The organism is Leisingera aquaemixtae, from assembly GCF_019801145.1.
Classification (GTDB): Bacteria; Pseudomonadota; Alphaproteobacteria; order Rhodobacterales; family Rhodobacteraceae; genus Leisingera; species Leisingera aquaemixtae_A.
This window is the reverse complement of sequence record NZ_JAHVJQ010000006.1, coordinates 70,201-85,944: the sequence shown is the minus strand read 5'-3', so window position 1 is coordinate 85,944 and position 15,744 is coordinate 70,201. Positions and strand designations below refer to the sequence as shown.

The window sequence follows — 15,744 nt, the reverse complement described above, 5'->3', positions numbered from 1 at the left end:
GATTTCTGCCCCTTGTTGCACTCAATACAGAAGCCGCTTAAGCGGCCTTTTTGTTACCGAAATTTAGCCCGCCGTCAGAAAGCCTGTCAATCTGCCCAGGATTGGAAGGCTCAATGTGTGGTTTCGCCGCGCGCCACCGTGAACCAGAAATCGTCGCCTGGCTCCTTTTCGGCGATCTCGTCCGGGACCACGCCCGGGCCGCTGAGGAACACGTTGGCGCCGAAATGCGCGTGCATCCGGGACAGCTTTCTCAGTTTGCCGCTGGTCAGTTCGCTGAATAGCGCAATCATGTCATCGCGGGTCTTCAGCTCTTCGATCTTTTCCCGGTGCTTGCGGCAGGAATGTTCATGCGCGGCAGCGATGTCCGGGTCCGCCAGCAACTGCGCCATCTCGGCCTCCAGCGCCGGGATCATGCGCTGGATCGAGCGCTCCTCCTCGGCGTTGTTGTTCATCCGGAACCAGTAGGACAGGCCCTGGTCGCGGTCGACATGGTTGACCCGCCCCCGGTCGCGCTTGACCAGGAAGCTTTCGGCGCTGCGCACGGCGTAATGGTTGAGCTGCACCAAGTCATAGCCGTAGGTGCTCATCGACGAGCGCCAGCCGTTGCGAAACATCTCCCGCGGCATGTCCCGGCCGGAGCCGTTGACCCAGCGGATGTCCTCCCACAGCTGCGGCTTAAGCCCTTTGGGGCGGTGCACCCCCAGCTTCTTGAAGATGCCGGTGTTGCGGTACAGCGTCTTGAAGCCCCAGGCCTGATGCGGCTTGCGGGTGACTTCGTGGGCGCAGCGGGTGAAGTCGCGCAGGATCAGATCGCCGCTGAAGTCGCGCACATCGTTATTGCCGAACAGCCGCCAGGTCATTGAGATCATGTTGGCGTCGCCTACAGCCTCGAACAGATCCGCCAGCCGTCCTTCGCCGCATTTGATGTTGATGAACTCATCCACGTCCATGCAGACCACCCAGTCGGCATTCTGGATGACCGGTTCGTTATCAGCCGCCTGCAGCGCCGCGTGCTGCGGCTTCAGACCGGTATTGCGAAAGGGGTTTTCGCGGTGCTGCACCAGTCCCTTGCGCTGCAGCAGTTGCAGCATGGTGTCGGTGCCATCGGTGCAGTCGTTGGTGTAGACCAGAAAGTCATCCACCCCGATCATCCGGTGATAGGCCAGCCATTCCAGGATAAAGGGGCCTTCGTTCTTCATCGTGGTAACCACGGTGGTTTTTTGTTTGTCGCAGCCGGGCTTGACGGCCTTCTCCTCGGGAATGCGCACGGGCTTGGCGTTGAAGTGGCCGGTGGCCAGTTTCAGCAGCTCCGGGGTTTCCACCAGGCTGGTTTTCGGCACCAGCTTGGAAACGGTATCGGCCGGATGCCGCAGCGCCATGCAGCGGTAAAAGCGCACGTCCTGGCCGGGATCAGGCTCCGCGCCCACCACCCGGATCAGCCGCCAGATGCAGTCCGGCCCGGCCTTGGCAGGCGCAAGGCACCAGCGCGGGCGCTCGCCAGATGCGTCGAACTGGGTGCAAATGTGATCCGCAAAGGCTGGCGTATCGCCCTTGCGCACCCGCCAGGGATAGGCCTGCACCCCGCCGAGGCGGACGCAGCCCGAGGGCGCGGCGACCGCGCGGTCAAATACATTCGGCCCCTCCCCCGGGGCCAGCAGATCGAACAGGTCGATATTGGCCGCCGCACGCGCGCGCGCCAGGAAGCGGGCGCGCAGGATCTCGTAGATCAGAACCTCGCCCAGCGGCGCCCGCCAGGGATCGGCGGGCGGGATCTCCATCCGGTCCTTGCCCGGCGCGCCCGGCACGTTGAAAGGATGCGCTTCCTCCGGCAGCCCCTCCTTGCCCAGAGGCAGCCCGGCGTGCACCACCACTACACGTTCCAGACCGTCCAAGTTTTCAGCCTGCGCCCGCAAGCTTCGGATGAAGCTGCGGCTGTCTTCCGGCGGCGCCCGGTCAAAGATGACTGCCCCCTGCATGCCGTGCTGCTGAACGTGAAAGCGCAGCCAGTCAGCCGCAGTTTCCGCCGTCTCGCCATTGCGGACCGCGGCCAGAACATTCAGCCCGGCAAAAAGCGCCGTTTCATCCAGATGCACTGCAACCTTGTGCAAGGTGCCATCCAACACCACCGCGGCCGGCGCGCCTGCCGTCCCGATCCCGGTATCCAGGACTGGCGCCCCGCCGAAATTGTGCAGAACCGCCTTGCTGCCCTTGGGGACACTGATGCCCGCAGGCGCGGTGCCGGACCGGAAGAACAGCCGGGCAAACCGGCCTTCCGGCGCGGTCATCTCCACGGCGTCGAGCAGGCGCCTCCCCGCCAGGGTCAGCGCGCTCAGTTCGCGTTCAAGGATCCTGCTGCTGCAAGCCCCGGGGTCTGAAGTCGGCATACTGCTGCATCACGTTAGGCATTTTTGGCCCCGGGCCTGCTGAAACCTGGAGCAGCAACCTTATAGCTGACGCCTGTACTTGCAGAAACCGGGAAACGCCGCAGACGACCCGCAAGGCCGCTGCCAGTTGATATTCCCGCAACAGGAACGGCATCGCCCTGGAGGATACGGTGCACAGATCTTCGGGTGATTTTGGGAAAAGTTGGTGCGGTCGAGAAGACTCGAACTTCCACTCCGGTTAAGGAACAGCGACCTCAACGCTGCGCGTCTACCAATTCCGCCACGACCGCACTGTCTTAGGCTTGGTGTAGCGGCGTATAGACCAGCGCGGTTGCGATGTGAAGCCGAAAATCATCTTTTTTGCGCAGAATGTTCCGGCTGCCGCCCGCCCGCTTCTAAGCGCAGGAAAACAGAGGGGGATTCCGGCTGAGGCACTTGCTGTCAGGTCCGGTCCAGCGCTGAGATACGCTGTGGAAAACGGCCGGCAATGCTGCCGGCCGCCTGATTTCTGCTGCTTCCGCGAAAGCTTCAGTCGGTGCCGAAGGTCGGCAGCGACGCTGCGCCGCCGGAGGCCTGCACCGGCTGCACCCGGCCGCCCGCCAGCTCTCTCGACGCCGTCTTGATCAGCTCGGCCCGCCCGGACTGGCCCGGCGCAAAGACGGGTTCGGCGCCGCTTTCAAGCGCAATCACCGCCATGCTGTACCATTCCTGCGCCTTCTTCACCGCGTTCGGTGCGCCGAAGCCCAGCGCCAGATGATGGCCGATCAGTTCCGCATAGGGCCGCTGGCCGGTGCCGGTCAGGATCAGTGCCGCGCCCAGCGCAACATCCATGTCGTCGCGCCGGTAGCCGGAAAACAGGCAGATCCCCGCGGTATTGGAGAGCTGCTCCAGCGACATGCCGGATTGCAGGACAAATTTCTGCACGTCGCCCATCACTTCGCCGCTGCCAGAGATGCCCAGCTTGGCAAGATAGGGTTTCAAGGCAGGCCCGAAGGCGTCGCACTGGCTGTCGATCTGCGCCTGCGAGGCCCCTGCGACCTTGGTCGCGCGGGCTTCGCCTGCGTTGATGGCATAAGTGCGCGCCAAGCAGAACTGCTCGCCCAGCGCCAGTTCCGGGTCGTTCATGCTGTCCACCGTCGTGAAGCCGCCGTTGGAGCTGGTCAGCAGGCTCACCTTGCTGCAATAGCTGGTGAGAGAAGCGCTTTGCTCAGGCTCATCGAACAGGGTGATGCCGCCCAGCGACGCATTTTCCTGCCCGGCAAAGGCCGTGACGGTGCTGCGGGTCTGCTGCGCCGCCTGAACCGGGGCCTCTGCGCCGGTATCCGTCATCCGGCAGTTGCCCTGATGGCAGGCAAAGCTGGCCGGGGTCACGCCGCGGGCCAGGAAATCATTGCGCTGATAACCCTGCGGGGTCGAGGCAAAGACCATCACCGAGCAATTCGATGCACCGCACCAGAAGGAACTGCCGGAGACCGATGTATCCAGCACATAGTCGTTGCGGCCGTCGCCATTCAGGTCTGCCAGCTGCAGGAAGCCGGTGCGCTGCAGCAACTGCTCGCCCGTCGGCTCGGAGCTTGCCGCAATCTCGTCCACCGCATGGCTGACCTCGGGCGGAAGCCCGCCGTAGCCGCCGCCGGCATAGCTGCTGCCTGCCGAGCGGATGCCCGCGGCCTCATCCCGCCAGGTATGCAGCACTGCGCGCACGCCATTCGGCCCTTGCATCGCCCTGATCACTTCCGGGCCGCCCACTTGCGCGCGGTTGTAGGAACTGACCAGGAAATTCCGTTCATACGGCGTCAGGTGGCCTGTGGCCGGATAGCCCATGTGGATCTGGTACTGGGTGATGGCCGCCCGCGACCGCCGCCCCAGCACCCCGTCCGGCGAACCCGCGTTGAACCCGAAATAGTTGAGAGCCACCTGCGTTTCGCGGTTTTCCGCCCTCGCCGCGGAATAAACGGGCGCACGCCGGTAGGTGGTCGCGGCATTGCGCTGGCGCTGCTTGTTCTTATGAACCTCATTGACAATGACGCCGCCGATCACAGCGCCGGCAATTGCAGCGCCGAGCTCATCTGCAATTGCGGGACCGGTGGCGGAGGTTGCCAGAAAAGCGGCTGTCAGGGCCGGCTTGAGCGGCTTGGTAAACATGATACTCGCCCCCTATGGATACTGGTTACGGAATCAGGATACTCCACAGGGAGCGCTGGCACCTAGGGTTTTCAGGTCAAATTTTCCTGGAAACCGCGCACGTGATGGAAAAGGACGGCTACAGCCATGGTTGAGTGGATCACATCGGACGGTTTAGTCGATTACGATCAAGCGGTTGCCTTCATGGAGGAGCGCGCGGCGGCGATTGCAGCCGGATCGGCGGAGGAATGCATCTGGCTGGTCGAACATCCGCCGCTTTACACTGCCGGCACTTCGGCCAGGCGCGAAGACCTGACCGACCCGGACCGCTTTCCAGTTTATGAAAGCAAGCGCGGCGGCCAGTACACCTACCACGGGCCGGGCCAGCGGGTGGTCTATGTGATGCTGAATGTCGGCCAGCGCGGCCATGACGTGCGCCGCTTCGTGCAGCAGCTGGAAACCTGGGTGATCGCGGCGCTGGAAGAATTCAACATCAAGGGCCACATCCGCGACGGCCGGGTCGGCGTCTGGGTCGAGCGGCCGGACAAGCCTCGCACCATCTCGGGCGCCATGGCCGAGGACAAGATCGCTGCCATCGGCATCCGGCTGCGCAAATGGGTAAGCTTCCACGGCATTTCGATCAACGTCGAGCCGGAGCTGGAGCATTTCACCGGCATCGTGCCCTGCGGCATCACCGAATACGGGGTGACCAGCCTGGTGGACCTGGGCCTGCCGGTCACGCTGGCGGATGTGGATGTCGCCCTCAGGCGCAGCTTTGAGCAGGTTTTCAGTGGCTAGGACCAGGGATCCGCAGTACCTGCGAGATCCTGCAGCGCGGTCAACACCAGCTCCGGGAACATATAGAACAGCAGCGCGCCTGCCTCCTGGCTGACGCAGAGCCGGGCGTCAGGCGCGCTGCCGGCCGCATCACGGATAGTCTCGAGCGGCGCAACGCGGTCTTCGGCGCCATGCACGAACACAACCCGCGCGCTGCGTGCCAGCGCCGCATCCTGCCCCCCTTGCCGCAGCATCTGCACATCCGCCAGGAAACCGGCCCCGCCCTGCTGCCGGAACAGCATCTGGCTCTGCTGCAGCAGCGGCAGCAATTCCAGCTGGTGCAGCATGGCCCGCTCCCTGCTGCCGCGGCGGGTCTGCATCTGCAGCAGCGTCTTGTGGCCGTACCAGTGCAGGGCCGCCGCCCAGCCCCGCATCAGCGCGGGCAGCATCCAGTTGGCCCGCGCAGCGCCAAGCGCAACCAGCCAGGCATAGCCGCTGAGGCCGGAAAACTGCCGCGGTGAGCTGATTGCGCAGTTGGAGGCTACCGACACCAACCCAGCGATCTTGCTTTGAAGGCGGCTGGCCGCAACACGGCCGTACAGCGCCCCGCCGCGGTGGCTCAGCAGCACCGGCCGCTGCAGGTTTTCACGCGCCATCAGCGCCTCCAGCTGCCACACAAAGGCATCGGCCGGATCCTGGCCGCGCTGCAGCGCGGAGGAGCTGCCATACCCGCGGCGCATCGGAGCATAGACCCTGAAACCCAGCGTCCGCAGCTGCGGCTGAAGACGCTGCAACGGCGCTATCCCGTCCAGCATCCCGTGCACGAATATCACCGGCTGGCCGGTTTCCGCCCCCAGCCGGAAGAACTGGCTGCATTGGCCGCTGCCATCTTCAAACGTCTCTGACGCGGGCAGCCGGTCGCCGCGGGCAATCGCCAGATCGCGGCTGTGCTCGTTCATCAGGAAGGAAGTCAGCCGGACAAGTTCGGCGATGCCCGGCACACCTGTCCTCCAGGCGATTTGCTGCAGGCTGCGATCCACCTTGCCGCCAGCGCCATTCATGGCCTCCTTCAACGGCTCGAAATCCTGCTCCTGCAGGCCCAGGGCTGCCGCGACAGGGCCCGCGGCCTCGCCGTTCCATGCCCCTTCAAGACGTTCGGCCATCACCGCCACATGCGCTCCACCGCCGCCCTTCATCGGGACCGGGCGGCAAAGATACTGCTCGCCGCCTGCACAGGCGCCCAGAAGCAGCACGTCGCTCCAGGAGAAATCTCCCGCCCCCGCCTGCGCCAGATAGCATTGCCAGCGTTCAGCCGCCGCTGCCGTCAGGCCCATCGCGGCAGGCAGCCCCGTGCCGCCGGTCAGTTGGCGCGCCGCCCGTTGCGAGGCATTCAGCACGCTGCCGCCCGGCGCAGCTTCCGCCAGCAGCCAGAACCGGCTGCAATCGCCGGAATAGCCGCCAGGATGCGGCCGCCCCGCGCGGACCCACTGCTGCTCCTGGATGTCTGCGGCCCTGGAAAAATGCGCCTGAAACACCGGTGCCGCCTGCAGCCGGTCCCGCTGGCCCCAGCCCTCCTGTACCGCCGCTTCACCCGCCCTGTCCTGCGGCGCGGCAGTAAACCGGTCGAACTGCTCCGGCCGGATCATAGTTTCATAAATTGCGGCCACCACCTGGTCTTGCGACAAGGCCTGAATACGGCTCAAGAGCGTCACCCCCGCCCCTCCAATACAGCTTTCAGCGTCAATGAGCCCCAGCGCCCGGCAAATATGCCGCAATCACACGAGTGGCTGCAGGCCTTCTGGCCCGCAGGTTTCAGGCAGCCTGCCTGTAAACTGAAAATGCCCGGCTGATGCCGCCCTGTGCGGGGCTGGCATACCGCGCCGGCCTACCCCAATTCTTGGGTTCCCATACGCCTGGGCGCGTGCGCCCTCTCTGACCTTCAACCAATTTGCGAAACAGCTATGATCAAATTCAACTAAAATTCAACATTTATTTCAAATGCACAAATTTGCATCAAAAAACACCGCAGAAACCGCCGCGGTGTTTTCGTATTTCAAAAAGCAAGGCCGCGGAGATTGTCAGCTGTCCGCCAACGCCGCGCGGATCTTTTCCGCCTGGGCCTGGATCAGGTCCATGTCGCCCATTTTTCCCGGCGGCCGCAGCCGGTCGCTTTCAAAGCGCGGCAGCACATGCATGTGCAGGTGGAACACCTCCTGCCCGCCGGCTGCTTCGTTGAACTGCTGCACGGTCACACCATCCGCACCAAGCGCCTTGATCACCGCCTGCGACAGTTTCTGAACGGTCTGCATCACCGCCGCCAGCTGCGCCGGGCTGGCATCCAGAATGTTGCGGCAGGCGCTTTTGGGGATCACCAGCAAATGGCCATCCGCGCGCGGCATGATATCCATGAAGGCCAGGGTATCGTCATCCTCGAAAACGCGGGTGGAGGGGATCTCGCCCCGCAGGAGCTTGGCAAAGATGTTGTCTGGATCATAAGCGGGCATGCATCTGGCCTCCTTGTTCTGCTGCTCTGGTTGTGCGCCCGCCCGCGAGCCAGGTCAAGCACCGCGGGGCTGGGCATTCCGTTGTGCATTCAAGCCCCTGCGGCAATAAATCTTGATCCAGATCAAACTCCGCCATTGAAGGCCCCGGCGGGCCACACTAAAACTCGCAAGGAATCCAGGCCGCCCGGAGTCCGTCTCCGGGGGCCTTTCGTTATGCAACAGGAGGCACCTTAAATGGCAGACGCAGCCATTCATGGTCACGGCCACGAGGACGAGCGGAGCTTTTTCACCCGCTGGTTCATGAGCACGAACCATAAGGATATCGGCATTCTCTACCTGATCGTCTCGGCGATCGCAGGTCTCATCTCTGTCATCTTCACCGTCTACATGCGGCTTGAGCTGATGGATCCCGGCGTTCAGTACATGTGCCTGGAGGGTGCGCGCATGTTCGCAGACGCCTCTGCGGAATGTACTCCGAACGGCCACCTCTGGAACGTGATGATCACCGCCCACGGCATCCTGATGATGTTCTTCGTGGTGATTCCGGCGCTGTTCGGCGGTTTCGGCAACTACTTCATGCCGCTGCAGATCGGCGCGCCGGACATGGCGTTCCCGCGGATGAACAACCTGTCGTTCTGGATGTATGTCGCAGGCACCTCGCTGGCGGTTCTCTCGGTTGTCTCCCCGGGCGGCAATGACCAGCTGGGCTCCGGTGTGGGCTGGGTTCTGTACCCGCCGCTGTCCGTGAACGAAGGCGGCTACTCGATGGACCTGGCGATCTTTGCCGTGCACGTCTCCGGCGCCTCCTCGATCCTTGGTGCGATCAACATGATCACCACCTTCCTGAACATGCGCGCCCCGGGCATGACCCTGTTCAAGGTGCCGCTGTTCTCCTGGTCGATTTTCGTCACCTCCTGGCTGATCCTGCTGAGCTTGCCGGTTCTGGCAGGCGCCATCACCATGCTGCTGATGGACCGCAACTTCGGCTTCACCTTCTTTGACGCGGCAGGCGGCGGCGACCCGATCCTGTACCAGCACATCCTTTGGTTCTTCGGCCACCCGGAAGTGTACATCGTGATCCTGCCGGGCTTCGGCATCATCTCCCACGTCATCGCCACCTTCGCGCGCAAGCCGGTGTTCGGCTACCTGCCGATGGTCTGGGCGATCATCGCGATCGGCGTCCTCGGCTTTGTCGTGTGGGCGCACCACATGTACACCGTCGGCATGTCGCTGAACCAGCAGGCCTACTTCATGCTGGCCACCATGGTGATCGCGGTTCCGACCGGCGTGAAGGTGTTCTCCTGGATCGCCACCATGTGGGGCGGCTCCATCGAGTTCAAGGCACCGATGATGTTCGCCTTCGGCTTCCTGTTCCTGTTCACCGTCGGCGGTGTGACCGGTGTGGTGCTGTCGCAGGCTTCCGTCGACCGCGCCTATCACGACACCTACTATGTGGTGGCACACTTCCACTACGTGATGTCGCTTGGTGCGGTGTTCGCGATCTTCGCAGGCATCTACTTCTACTTCGGCAAGATGACCGGCCGCCAGTACAACGAGCTGGGCGCCCAGATCCACTTCTGGCTGTTCTTCATCGGCGCCAACCTGACCTTCTTCCCGCAGCACTTCCTGGGCCGTCAGGGCATGCCGCGCCGGTACATCGACTACCCGGAAGGGTTCGCCTACTGGAACAAGATCTCGTCCTATGGCGCGTTCCTGTCCTTTGCTTCGTTCATCCTGTTCTTCGGCGTGGTGATCTACTCGCTGCTGCGCGGCGCCCGCGTCACCCAGAACAACTACTGGAACGAATACGCGGACACCCTGGAGTGGACCCTGCCCTCCCCGCCGCCGGAGCACACCTTCGAAATCCTGCCCAAGCAGGAGGAATGGGACCGCTCGCATTCGCACTAAGCGGCTGAAACCCCGAAATACAAAAGGCCCCGGCGCTGATGCTCCGGGGCCTTTTTCATGGGCCCGCGCTGCGGTACAAAACCGCAGTGGAAATTCTGCCTTTCCGGCACATGTTTAATAGAGAATCCTTCACGTCAGCAGGCACCCGCAGATGCCCTACAACTGGACCCGACCGCACGCCGGCGCCGAGCGCGAGCTGCACCTCTGGCCGCATCAATCGCTGCCGCCGCGGGGCTATGTCCGGTTCCTGGGCCTCACTGCCGTGCTGATCTGCGTGCCGCTGATCCCGGTGCTGGGCTCGGTCCTCTTGTGGGGGCTGCTGCCTTTCCTGCTGCTGGCACTGTTCGGCATGAAATGGGCATTGGACCGCAGCCGCCGCGATCACCAGATCCTGGAGGTGCTGACCATCAGCCGCGACGACGCCCATCTGGAGCGGATCAACCCTGATGGCAGGCGGCAAAGCTGGCACTGCAACCGTTACTGGGCCCGGGTCGAGATGCACGACCATGACGGCCCGGTGCCCCATTACGTCACCTTGCAGGGCGGCGGCCGCGAGGTGGAGATCGGCGCCTTTCTGTCGGAAGAGGAACGGGTAGCGCTCTACGGCGATCTGAAATCCGCTTTGTCTAGCTAAGCAAACATGAAAAAGGCCCGCAATGCGGGCCTCTCCACTTCTTCCTTGGCCAAATACCCGCGCCGCAGGCACCGCGCGCCAGCGCGGTATCAGCCCGGCTGCTGCAGATCAGCAGTCGCCCTTGCTGCAGAGCTGATCCTTGACCATCGGGCCGGCTTTGCCGAAATCCATCTGGCCGGTGTACTTCGCCTTCAGCGCGGCCATCACCTTGCCCATGTCGCGAATCGATTCGGCGCCGGTTTCAGCCACCGCGGCCTTCACAGCATCAGCGGCTTCCTCGTCGCTCAGCTGCTGCGGCAGGAATTCTTCGATGACACTGATTTCGCCCAGTTCCCGCTCCGCCAGATCCAGCCGCCCGCCTTCCTCGTAGGCGCGGGCGCTTTCTTTGCGCTGCTTGGTCATCTTGCCCAGGATGGCAAGGATTTCGCCGTCGCCGATGCTGGTTTCCTCGCCATCGGCGCGGGCAGCGATCTCGCGGTCCTTGATGGCAGCATTGATCAGCCGCAGCGTGGCCAGCCGGTCGGCGGCCTTGTCTTTCATCGCCTGCTTCAGGGCCTGATTGACCCGTGTGCGCGTATCCATATTCAAAAGCATCCCCATGGTTGCCGGACACCGATGGTTATCCATTCTGGTGCTTCTGTGCAAGTTTACAGTAAACTTTCAATTCCGGACCCCGCGTCAGCCTGCCCGCCCCTTGCAGGCTTGACCCGCTGCCGCGCCCCCCTTACAAGCCCATGAATTTCACCCGCATGGAGACTCGCGCAATGGCCGCTTCCGCCCCGACCAAGCCCACCGCATGCCTGGCGCTCGCTGATGGCACCGTCTTTTACGGCACCGGCTTCGGCGCCACCGGCGACACCGTGGCCGAGCTCTGCTTCAACACCGCGATGACCGGCTACCAGGAGATCATGACCGACCCCTCCTATGCCGGCCAGATCGTGACCTTCACCTTCCCGCATATCGGCAACACCGGCGTCACCCCCGAGGATGACGAAACCGGCGATCCGGTTGCGGCCGGGATGGTCGTGAAATGGGACCCGACCCTGGCATCCAACTGGCGCGCGACAGAAGAGCTGAAGGACTGGCTCACCCGCACCGGCCGCATCGCCATCGGCGGTGTCGACACCCGCCGCCTGACCCGCGCGATCCGCCAGCAGGGCGCGCCGCATGTGGCGCTTGCCCACGACCCCGAAGGCAACTTCGACGTCGAGGCGCTGGTCGCCAAGGCGCGCGGCTGGTCCGGCCTGGTCGGCCTGGACCTGGCCAAGGACGTCACCTGCGCGCAAAGCTACCGCTGGGACGAGATGCGCTGGGCCTGGCCCGACGGCTATGCCCGCCAGGAAGCGCCCAAGCACAAGGTTGTGGCCGTTGATTACGGAGCCAAGCGCAACATCCTGCGCTGCCTCGCCTCTGCCGGCTGCGACGTCACCGTGCTGCCCGCCACCGCCACCGCCGAGGAAGTGCTGGCGCACAATCCCGACGGCGTTTTCCTGTCCAACGGCCCCGGCGACCCGGCTGCCACCGGCGAATACGCGGTGCCGATGATCCAGCAAGTGCTGAAGGCCGACCTGCCGGTGTTCGGCATCTGCCTGGGCCACCAGATGCTGGCGCTGGCGCTGGGCGCCAAGACCGTCAAGATGAACCACGGCCACCACGGCGCCAACCACCCGGTCAAGGAGCATTCCACCGGCAAGGTGGAGATCACCTCGATGAACCACGGCTTTGCGGTGGATGCGCAAACCCTGCCGGAAGGTGTGGAAGAGACCCATGTGTCGCTGTTTGACGGCTCCAACTGCGGCATCCGCATTTCCGGCCGCCCGGTCTATTCGGTGCAGCACCACCCCGAGGCCAGCCCCGGCCCGCAGGACAGCTACTACCTGTTCGAACGTTTTGCCGAAGCAATGGCCGAGCGCAAATCTGCGTAAAATATCCGGTTAACCATGCCGCCCGGCGGCATGGTTAATGCCGCGTTTACCAATTCTTAAACCCCCGCCGCCAGCCTGAGCGCCTCTGGTTTCAGTGTTGCAGGCGTATGATGGGTATAGTGTCACAGCCGCTGCGGCAGTTCCGGCCGCCGCAGAACGGAGCACCGCCGCGCCGCGGCCAGCCCGCGGCAGGGCCGCCGCCAGCGGACGGCCGCAGCATGATGAAGGCGCTGGTGCTGCGCCAGCATCAGAAGGCGGCGCTGGGGCGGGTGCTGGTGGCCGAAGGGCTGGTCAGCGAAGACCAAGTGCAGGACACCCTGTCCCGGCAGTACCGGATGCCCAGGGCCGATCTGTCCGGACAAACGCCCAGCGCCCGGCTGCTCGCGCGCAAACCCGCCCGGTTCTGGCTGCGCCATTGCGCAGCCCCCTGGATGCAGCTGGGCCAGACCGTCACCATCGCCATTGCCCATCCCGACCGGTTCGAGGCGCTGCAGCGCGAACTGCAGGACAGCTTCGAGAGCGTGACCCCGGTTCTGGCCAGCGAGGCGCAGATTACCGCATTGCTGGCCTCTCATTTCCGCCCCGCCTTGGCGCGCCAGGCCAGCTGCAGCGTTGCTCCGCAGCACAGTTGCCGCACACTGCAGCCCGCCCGGGGCCGCGCCCTGCTCAGCGCTTGTGCGCTGCCTGCTCTGTACTTGTTCTGGACAGCGCCCGCGGCGGTGTTCACCACCCTCAGCCTGATGGCACTGCTCTCGGTGCTGCTGTTCTCCGCCCTGAAACTCTGCGGCCTCGCCGCCTATTGGAGCGGCCGCGCCCGCCAGGGCCGCCAAGCGCCGCCGCCCGGCCAGGAAAACCCGCGCGAGCGGCCGGTCATTTCGGTGCTGGTGCCGCTCTACAAGGAGGCGGAGATCAGCCGCGCGCTGCTCACCCGCATCCGCAAGCTCAGCTATCCCCGGGCGCTCACCGATGTGCTGCTGGTGCTGGAGGAGCATGACAGCGTCACCCGTGCCGCCCTTGCCAGGACCCGCCTTCCACCCTGGGTCCGGGTGATTGAAGCTCCGGCCTTTGGCGGGCTAACCACAAAACCGCGGGCGATGAACTATGCTCTGAACTTTTGCCGCGGCAGCATCATCGGTGTCTGGGACGCCGAGGACGCTCCGCAGGCGGATCAGCTCGATCAGGCGGCGCGAGCCTTTGCCGGGGCAGACGCCCGCACGGCGTGTTTTCAGGGGGTGCTCGACTATTACAACCCGGGCACCAACTGGATTTCCCGCTGCTTCACGCTGGAATATGCAAGCTGGTTTCGCGTTGTCCTGAACGGGATCGCACGGCTTGGCCTGGTGGTGCCCCTGGGCGGCACCACCATGTTTATCCGCCGCGAGGTGCTGGAGGAACTGGGCGGCTGGGATGCCCACAACGTCACTGAAGACGCCGATCTGGGCGTCAGGCTCTACCGCGCGGGCTACCGCACGCAAATGCTGCCCAGCACCACCTATGAGGAGGCGAACTGGCGCCCCTGGCCCTGGATCAAGCAGCGCTCGCGCTGGCTCAAGGGCTTCATGGTCACCTATCTGGTGCACATGCGGCAGCCGCTGCGGCTGCGGGCAGAGCTGGGCTGGAAGCGCTTCCTGGGTTTTCAGGCATTCTTTCTGGGCACCATCGGGCAATTCCTGTTTGCCCCGGTGCTGTGGTCGTTCTGGCTGTTCACCCTGGGCCTTGCGCATCCCAGCGCGGGGATTGTGCCGTCTCCGCTGCTGACCCTGGCGGCGGCGGCACTGGTGTTCTTCGAACTGCTCGGCCTTGTCATCAGCGCGACCGCGGCCCGCGCCATGGGACGGCCCTGGCTGGCAGTCTGGGCGCCCGCCATGATCCTCTACTTCCCGATGGGGGGCATAGCCGTGGCCAAGGCGGCTTATGAGCTGCTTGCCTGCCCTTTCTTCTGGGACAAGACGGCGCATGGCATCAAACCCGCCGCCAAGCGCCGCCGCTGGCGGGTTATCCCCGCCCGCTGGCGTCCTGCTTCAGCCGGGTCATGAAGGCAATCGAGATGTGCTCCTTCAGCGCTGCGCCCGCCGCCGCCTCGTCGCGGCGGCTGATGGCATCAACAATGCCCTTGTGCTCCGACTGTGCAATCTCGCTGCGGCCCTCCGCCGCCAGCGAGGTGGTCGCCATCAGCGCCATGGTGCGGTGCACCAGGTCAAGCTGCTGCACCAGATAGCGGTTGTGCGAGGCCAGATGGATCTGCTCATGGAACCGGCGGTTAGCCTTGGACAATGCTGCCGGATCACCGACCAGTTTGTCGTCGGACTCCACCATCTCCTTCAGCACCTTGATCTCTTCTTCGGTGGCGTGGCGCGCCGCTAGCTGCGCCGCCAGCCCCTCCAGTTCGCGCCGCACCACGTACAGCTCCGCCATCTGGTTGTGATCCAGCGAGGCCACGATCAGCGACCGCCCGTCGCGTTCCAGCAGGGACTGCGTTTCCAGCCGCTGCAGCGCTTCGCGGATCGGGGTGCGCGAGACGCCAAAGCGTTCCGCCAGATCGCTTTCCACCAGCCGGTCGCCCGGCTTGTAGATCCCGGAGTCGATCGCCTCGAGGATCAGCGCATAGGCATCTTTCTGGTTGCTGCGGCTCTGGCTCATGGTCGCCCCTCGTCTGTTCCGATCCGACAATCTCTACAGCGCATCCCTCAGCAATCAACCCTGATGGCGCTAATGTGCTGAAAACCCGCAGGCAAAATGCGCTTTTCATTGCAAAAGCGGCAAAGGGCGCCTACTTGGGCGTCATGCCCAAACAAGCCTTTTCCCACGTCTGCCAATGGGTGTTCGATCTGGACAACACCCTCTATCATCCGTCCGCGCGGCTGTTCGACCAGATCGAGGTCAAGATGACAGCCTATGTTATGGACGCGCTCAAGGTGGACAAGGCAGAGGCCGACCGCCTGCGCAGCCATTACTGGCGCGAGCATGGCACCACCCTGGCCGGTCTGATGCGCGAGCATGACCTGGACCCGGAACCCTATCTGGTGGCGGTGCACGACATCTCGATGGACCATCTGGAGGAGGACGCGCCGCTGGCAGCTGCGATCCGCAACCTGCCGGGAAAGAAGATCGTCTACACCAACGGCTCCGCCCCCTATGCAGAACGGGTTCTGGCCGCGCGCGGGCTGTCGGGGCTGTTTGACGCGGTCTACGGCGTCGAACACGCCGACTACCACCCCAAGCCGGAACGCCGCGCCTTTGACCGCGTGTTTGCCCGCGCGGGTGTGGTGCCGCAGCAGGCTGCGATGTTCGAGGATGACGCGCGAAACCTGGCGGCCCCGCATGAGATGGGCATGCGCACTGTGCATGTGGCGCCGGAGCCGGTCAGCGCCGCGCATATCCATCATCATTCCGATGATCTGGCGGGTTTTCTGGCCGCTTTGAACTAATTTCCTCCCGCTGCGAAAGGCGCAATCGAGCGCCCTTTGCCGCATAACAGACTGTGTACA

12 protein-coding genes and 1 tRNA gene are annotated in these 15,744 nt (G+C 64.1%); 6 read left to right on the top strand and 7 right to left on the bottom strand.

Annotated features, from left to right (window positions below; genetic code table 11):
- Positions 1-110 precede the first annotated feature (110 nt).
- From KUW17_RS15385 to KUW17_RS15375, 3 genes are all read right to left on the bottom strand, one after another.
- Complete coding sequence (locus KUW17_RS15385) at positions 111-2,384, bottom strand: glycosyltransferase family 2 protein (protein ID WP_222480682.1); 2,274 nt, start codon at positions 2,382-2,384, stop codon at positions 111-113.
- Positions 2,385-2,587: 203 nt separating this feature from the next.
- Positions 2,588-2,674 (bottom strand) — tRNA-Leu (locus KUW17_RS15380).
- Between the two features lie 238 nt (positions 2,675-2,912).
- Positions 2,913-4,529: a peptidoglycan-binding domain-containing protein gene (locus KUW17_RS15375; RefSeq protein WP_222480680.1), complete on the bottom strand. Its 1,617-nt coding sequence runs from the start codon at positions 4,527-4,529 to the stop codon at positions 2,913-2,915.
- Positions 4,530-4,655: 126 nt separating this feature from the next.
- Between KUW17_RS15375 and lipB the strand changes: the two genes are divergently transcribed.
- Entirely contained in the window at positions 4,656-5,306 is a 651-nt protein-coding gene (lipB, locus tag KUW17_RS15370; protein WP_222480678.1) for a lipoyl(octanoyl) transferase LipB, read from the top strand.
- Here lipB and KUW17_RS15365 read toward each other — a convergent pair.
- Positions 5,303-6,997, bottom strand: coding sequence for an alpha/beta fold hydrolase (locus KUW17_RS15365; protein ID WP_315899404.1), 1,695 nt, complete (start codon positions 6,995-6,997; stop codon positions 5,303-5,305). The two genes, lipB and KUW17_RS15365, sit on opposite strands and share 4 nt — an antisense overlap.
- Before the next feature lie 366 nt (positions 6,998-7,363).
- The gene (locus KUW17_RS15360; RefSeq protein WP_222480674.1) at positions 7,364-7,789 is read right to left on the bottom strand and encodes an HIT family protein; all 426 of its coding nucleotides are present in this window, start codon (positions 7,787-7,789) and stop codon (positions 7,364-7,366) included.
- 234 nt (positions 7,790-8,023) lie between these two features.
- Between KUW17_RS15360 and ctaD the strand changes: the two genes are divergently transcribed.
- Positions 8,024-9,697 (top strand): cytochrome c oxidase subunit I, encoded by a 1,674-nt coding sequence (gene ctaD / locus KUW17_RS15355; protein ID WP_222480672.1) that lies wholly within the window; start codon positions 8,024-8,026, stop codon positions 9,695-9,697.
- Between the two features lie 151 nt (positions 9,698-9,848).
- The gene (locus KUW17_RS15350) at positions 9,849-10,331 is read left to right on the top strand and encodes a DUF2244 domain-containing protein (RefSeq protein ID WP_222480670.1); all 483 of its coding nucleotides are present in this window, start codon (positions 9,849-9,851) and stop codon (positions 10,329-10,331) included.
- A 108-nt stretch (positions 10,332-10,439) separates the two neighbouring features.
- Here the strand turns inward: KUW17_RS15350 and KUW17_RS15345 are convergent, their stop codons facing one another.
- A complete protein-coding gene (locus KUW17_RS15345; protein ID WP_222480667.1) occupies positions 10,440-10,913 on the bottom strand; it encodes a GatB/YqeY domain-containing protein in 474 nt (157 codons plus the stop codon).
- A 182-nt stretch (positions 10,914-11,095) separates the two neighbouring features.
- Here KUW17_RS15345 and carA point away from each other — a divergent pair, with 182 nt between their 5' ends.
- Together carA and KUW17_RS15335 are read left to right on the top strand one after the other, a co-directional pair.
- Positions 11,096-12,256 carry a glutamine-hydrolyzing carbamoyl-phosphate synthase small subunit gene (gene carA, locus KUW17_RS15340; RefSeq protein ID WP_222481166.1) on the top strand — a complete coding sequence of 387 codons (1,161 nt, stop codon included), beginning with the start codon at positions 11,096-11,098 and terminating at the stop codon, positions 12,254-12,256.
- Between the two features lie 110 nt (positions 12,257-12,366).
- Positions 12,367-14,292 (top strand): glycosyltransferase, encoded by a 1,926-nt coding sequence (locus KUW17_RS15335; RefSeq protein ID WP_222480666.1) that lies wholly within the window; start codon positions 12,367-12,369, stop codon positions 14,290-14,292.
- On the opposite strand, the gene KUW17_RS15330 is transcribed toward KUW17_RS15335, so the two are convergent.
- Positions 14,252-14,896, bottom strand: coding sequence for a GntR family transcriptional regulator (locus KUW17_RS15330; RefSeq protein WP_222480664.1), 645 nt, complete (start codon positions 14,894-14,896; stop codon positions 14,252-14,254). The two genes, KUW17_RS15335 and KUW17_RS15330, sit on opposite strands and share 41 nt — an antisense overlap.
- Positions 14,897-15,039: 143 nt before the next feature.
- Here KUW17_RS15330 and KUW17_RS15325 point away from each other — a divergent pair, with 143 nt between their 5' ends.
- Positions 15,040-15,684, top strand: a complete 645-nt coding sequence (locus tag KUW17_RS15325) for a pyrimidine 5'-nucleotidase (protein WP_222480662.1) — start codon at positions 15,040-15,042, stop codon at positions 15,682-15,684.
- Positions 15,685-15,744 lie beyond the last annotated feature (60 nt).

Coding starts and splice junctions, on each gene's coding strand:
- ctaD (WP_222480672.1), top strand. CDS start 8,024: ATGGCAGACGCAGCCATTCATGGTCACGGCCACGAGGACGAGCGGAGC.
- KUW17_RS15350 (WP_222480670.1), top strand. CDS start 9,849: ATGCCCTACAACTGGACCCGACCGCACGCCGGCGCCGAGCGCGAGCTG.
- KUW17_RS15325 (WP_222480662.1), top strand. CDS start 15,040: ATGCCCAAACAAGCCTTTTCCCACGTCTGCCAATGGGTGTTCGATCTG.
- KUW17_RS15360 (WP_222480674.1), bottom strand. CDS start 7,789: ATGCCCGCTTATGATCCAGACAACATCTTTGCCAAGCTCCTGCGGGGC.
- lipB (WP_222480678.1), top strand. CDS start 4,656: ATGGTTGAGTGGATCACATCGGACGGTTTAGTCGATTACGATCAAGCG.
- KUW17_RS15385 (WP_222480682.1), bottom strand. CDS start 2,384: ATGCCGACTTCAGACCCCGGGGCTTGCAGCAGCAGGATCCTTGAACGC.
- KUW17_RS15375 (WP_222480680.1), bottom strand. CDS start 4,529: ATGTTTACCAAGCCGCTCAAGCCGGCCCTGACAGCCGCTTTTCTGGCA.
- KUW17_RS15345 (WP_222480667.1), bottom strand. CDS start 10,913: ATGGATACGCGCACACGGGTCAATCAGGCCCTGAAGCAGGCGATGAAA.
- KUW17_RS15330 (WP_222480664.1), bottom strand. CDS start 14,896: ATGAGCCAGAGCCGCAGCAACCAGAAAGATGCCTATGCGCTGATCCTC.
- KUW17_RS15335 (WP_222480666.1), top strand. CDS start 12,367: ATGGGTATAGTGTCACAGCCGCTGCGGCAGTTCCGGCCGCCGCAGAAC.
- carA (WP_222481166.1), top strand. CDS start 11,096: ATGGCCGCTTCCGCCCCGACCAAGCCCACCGCATGCCTGGCGCTCGCT.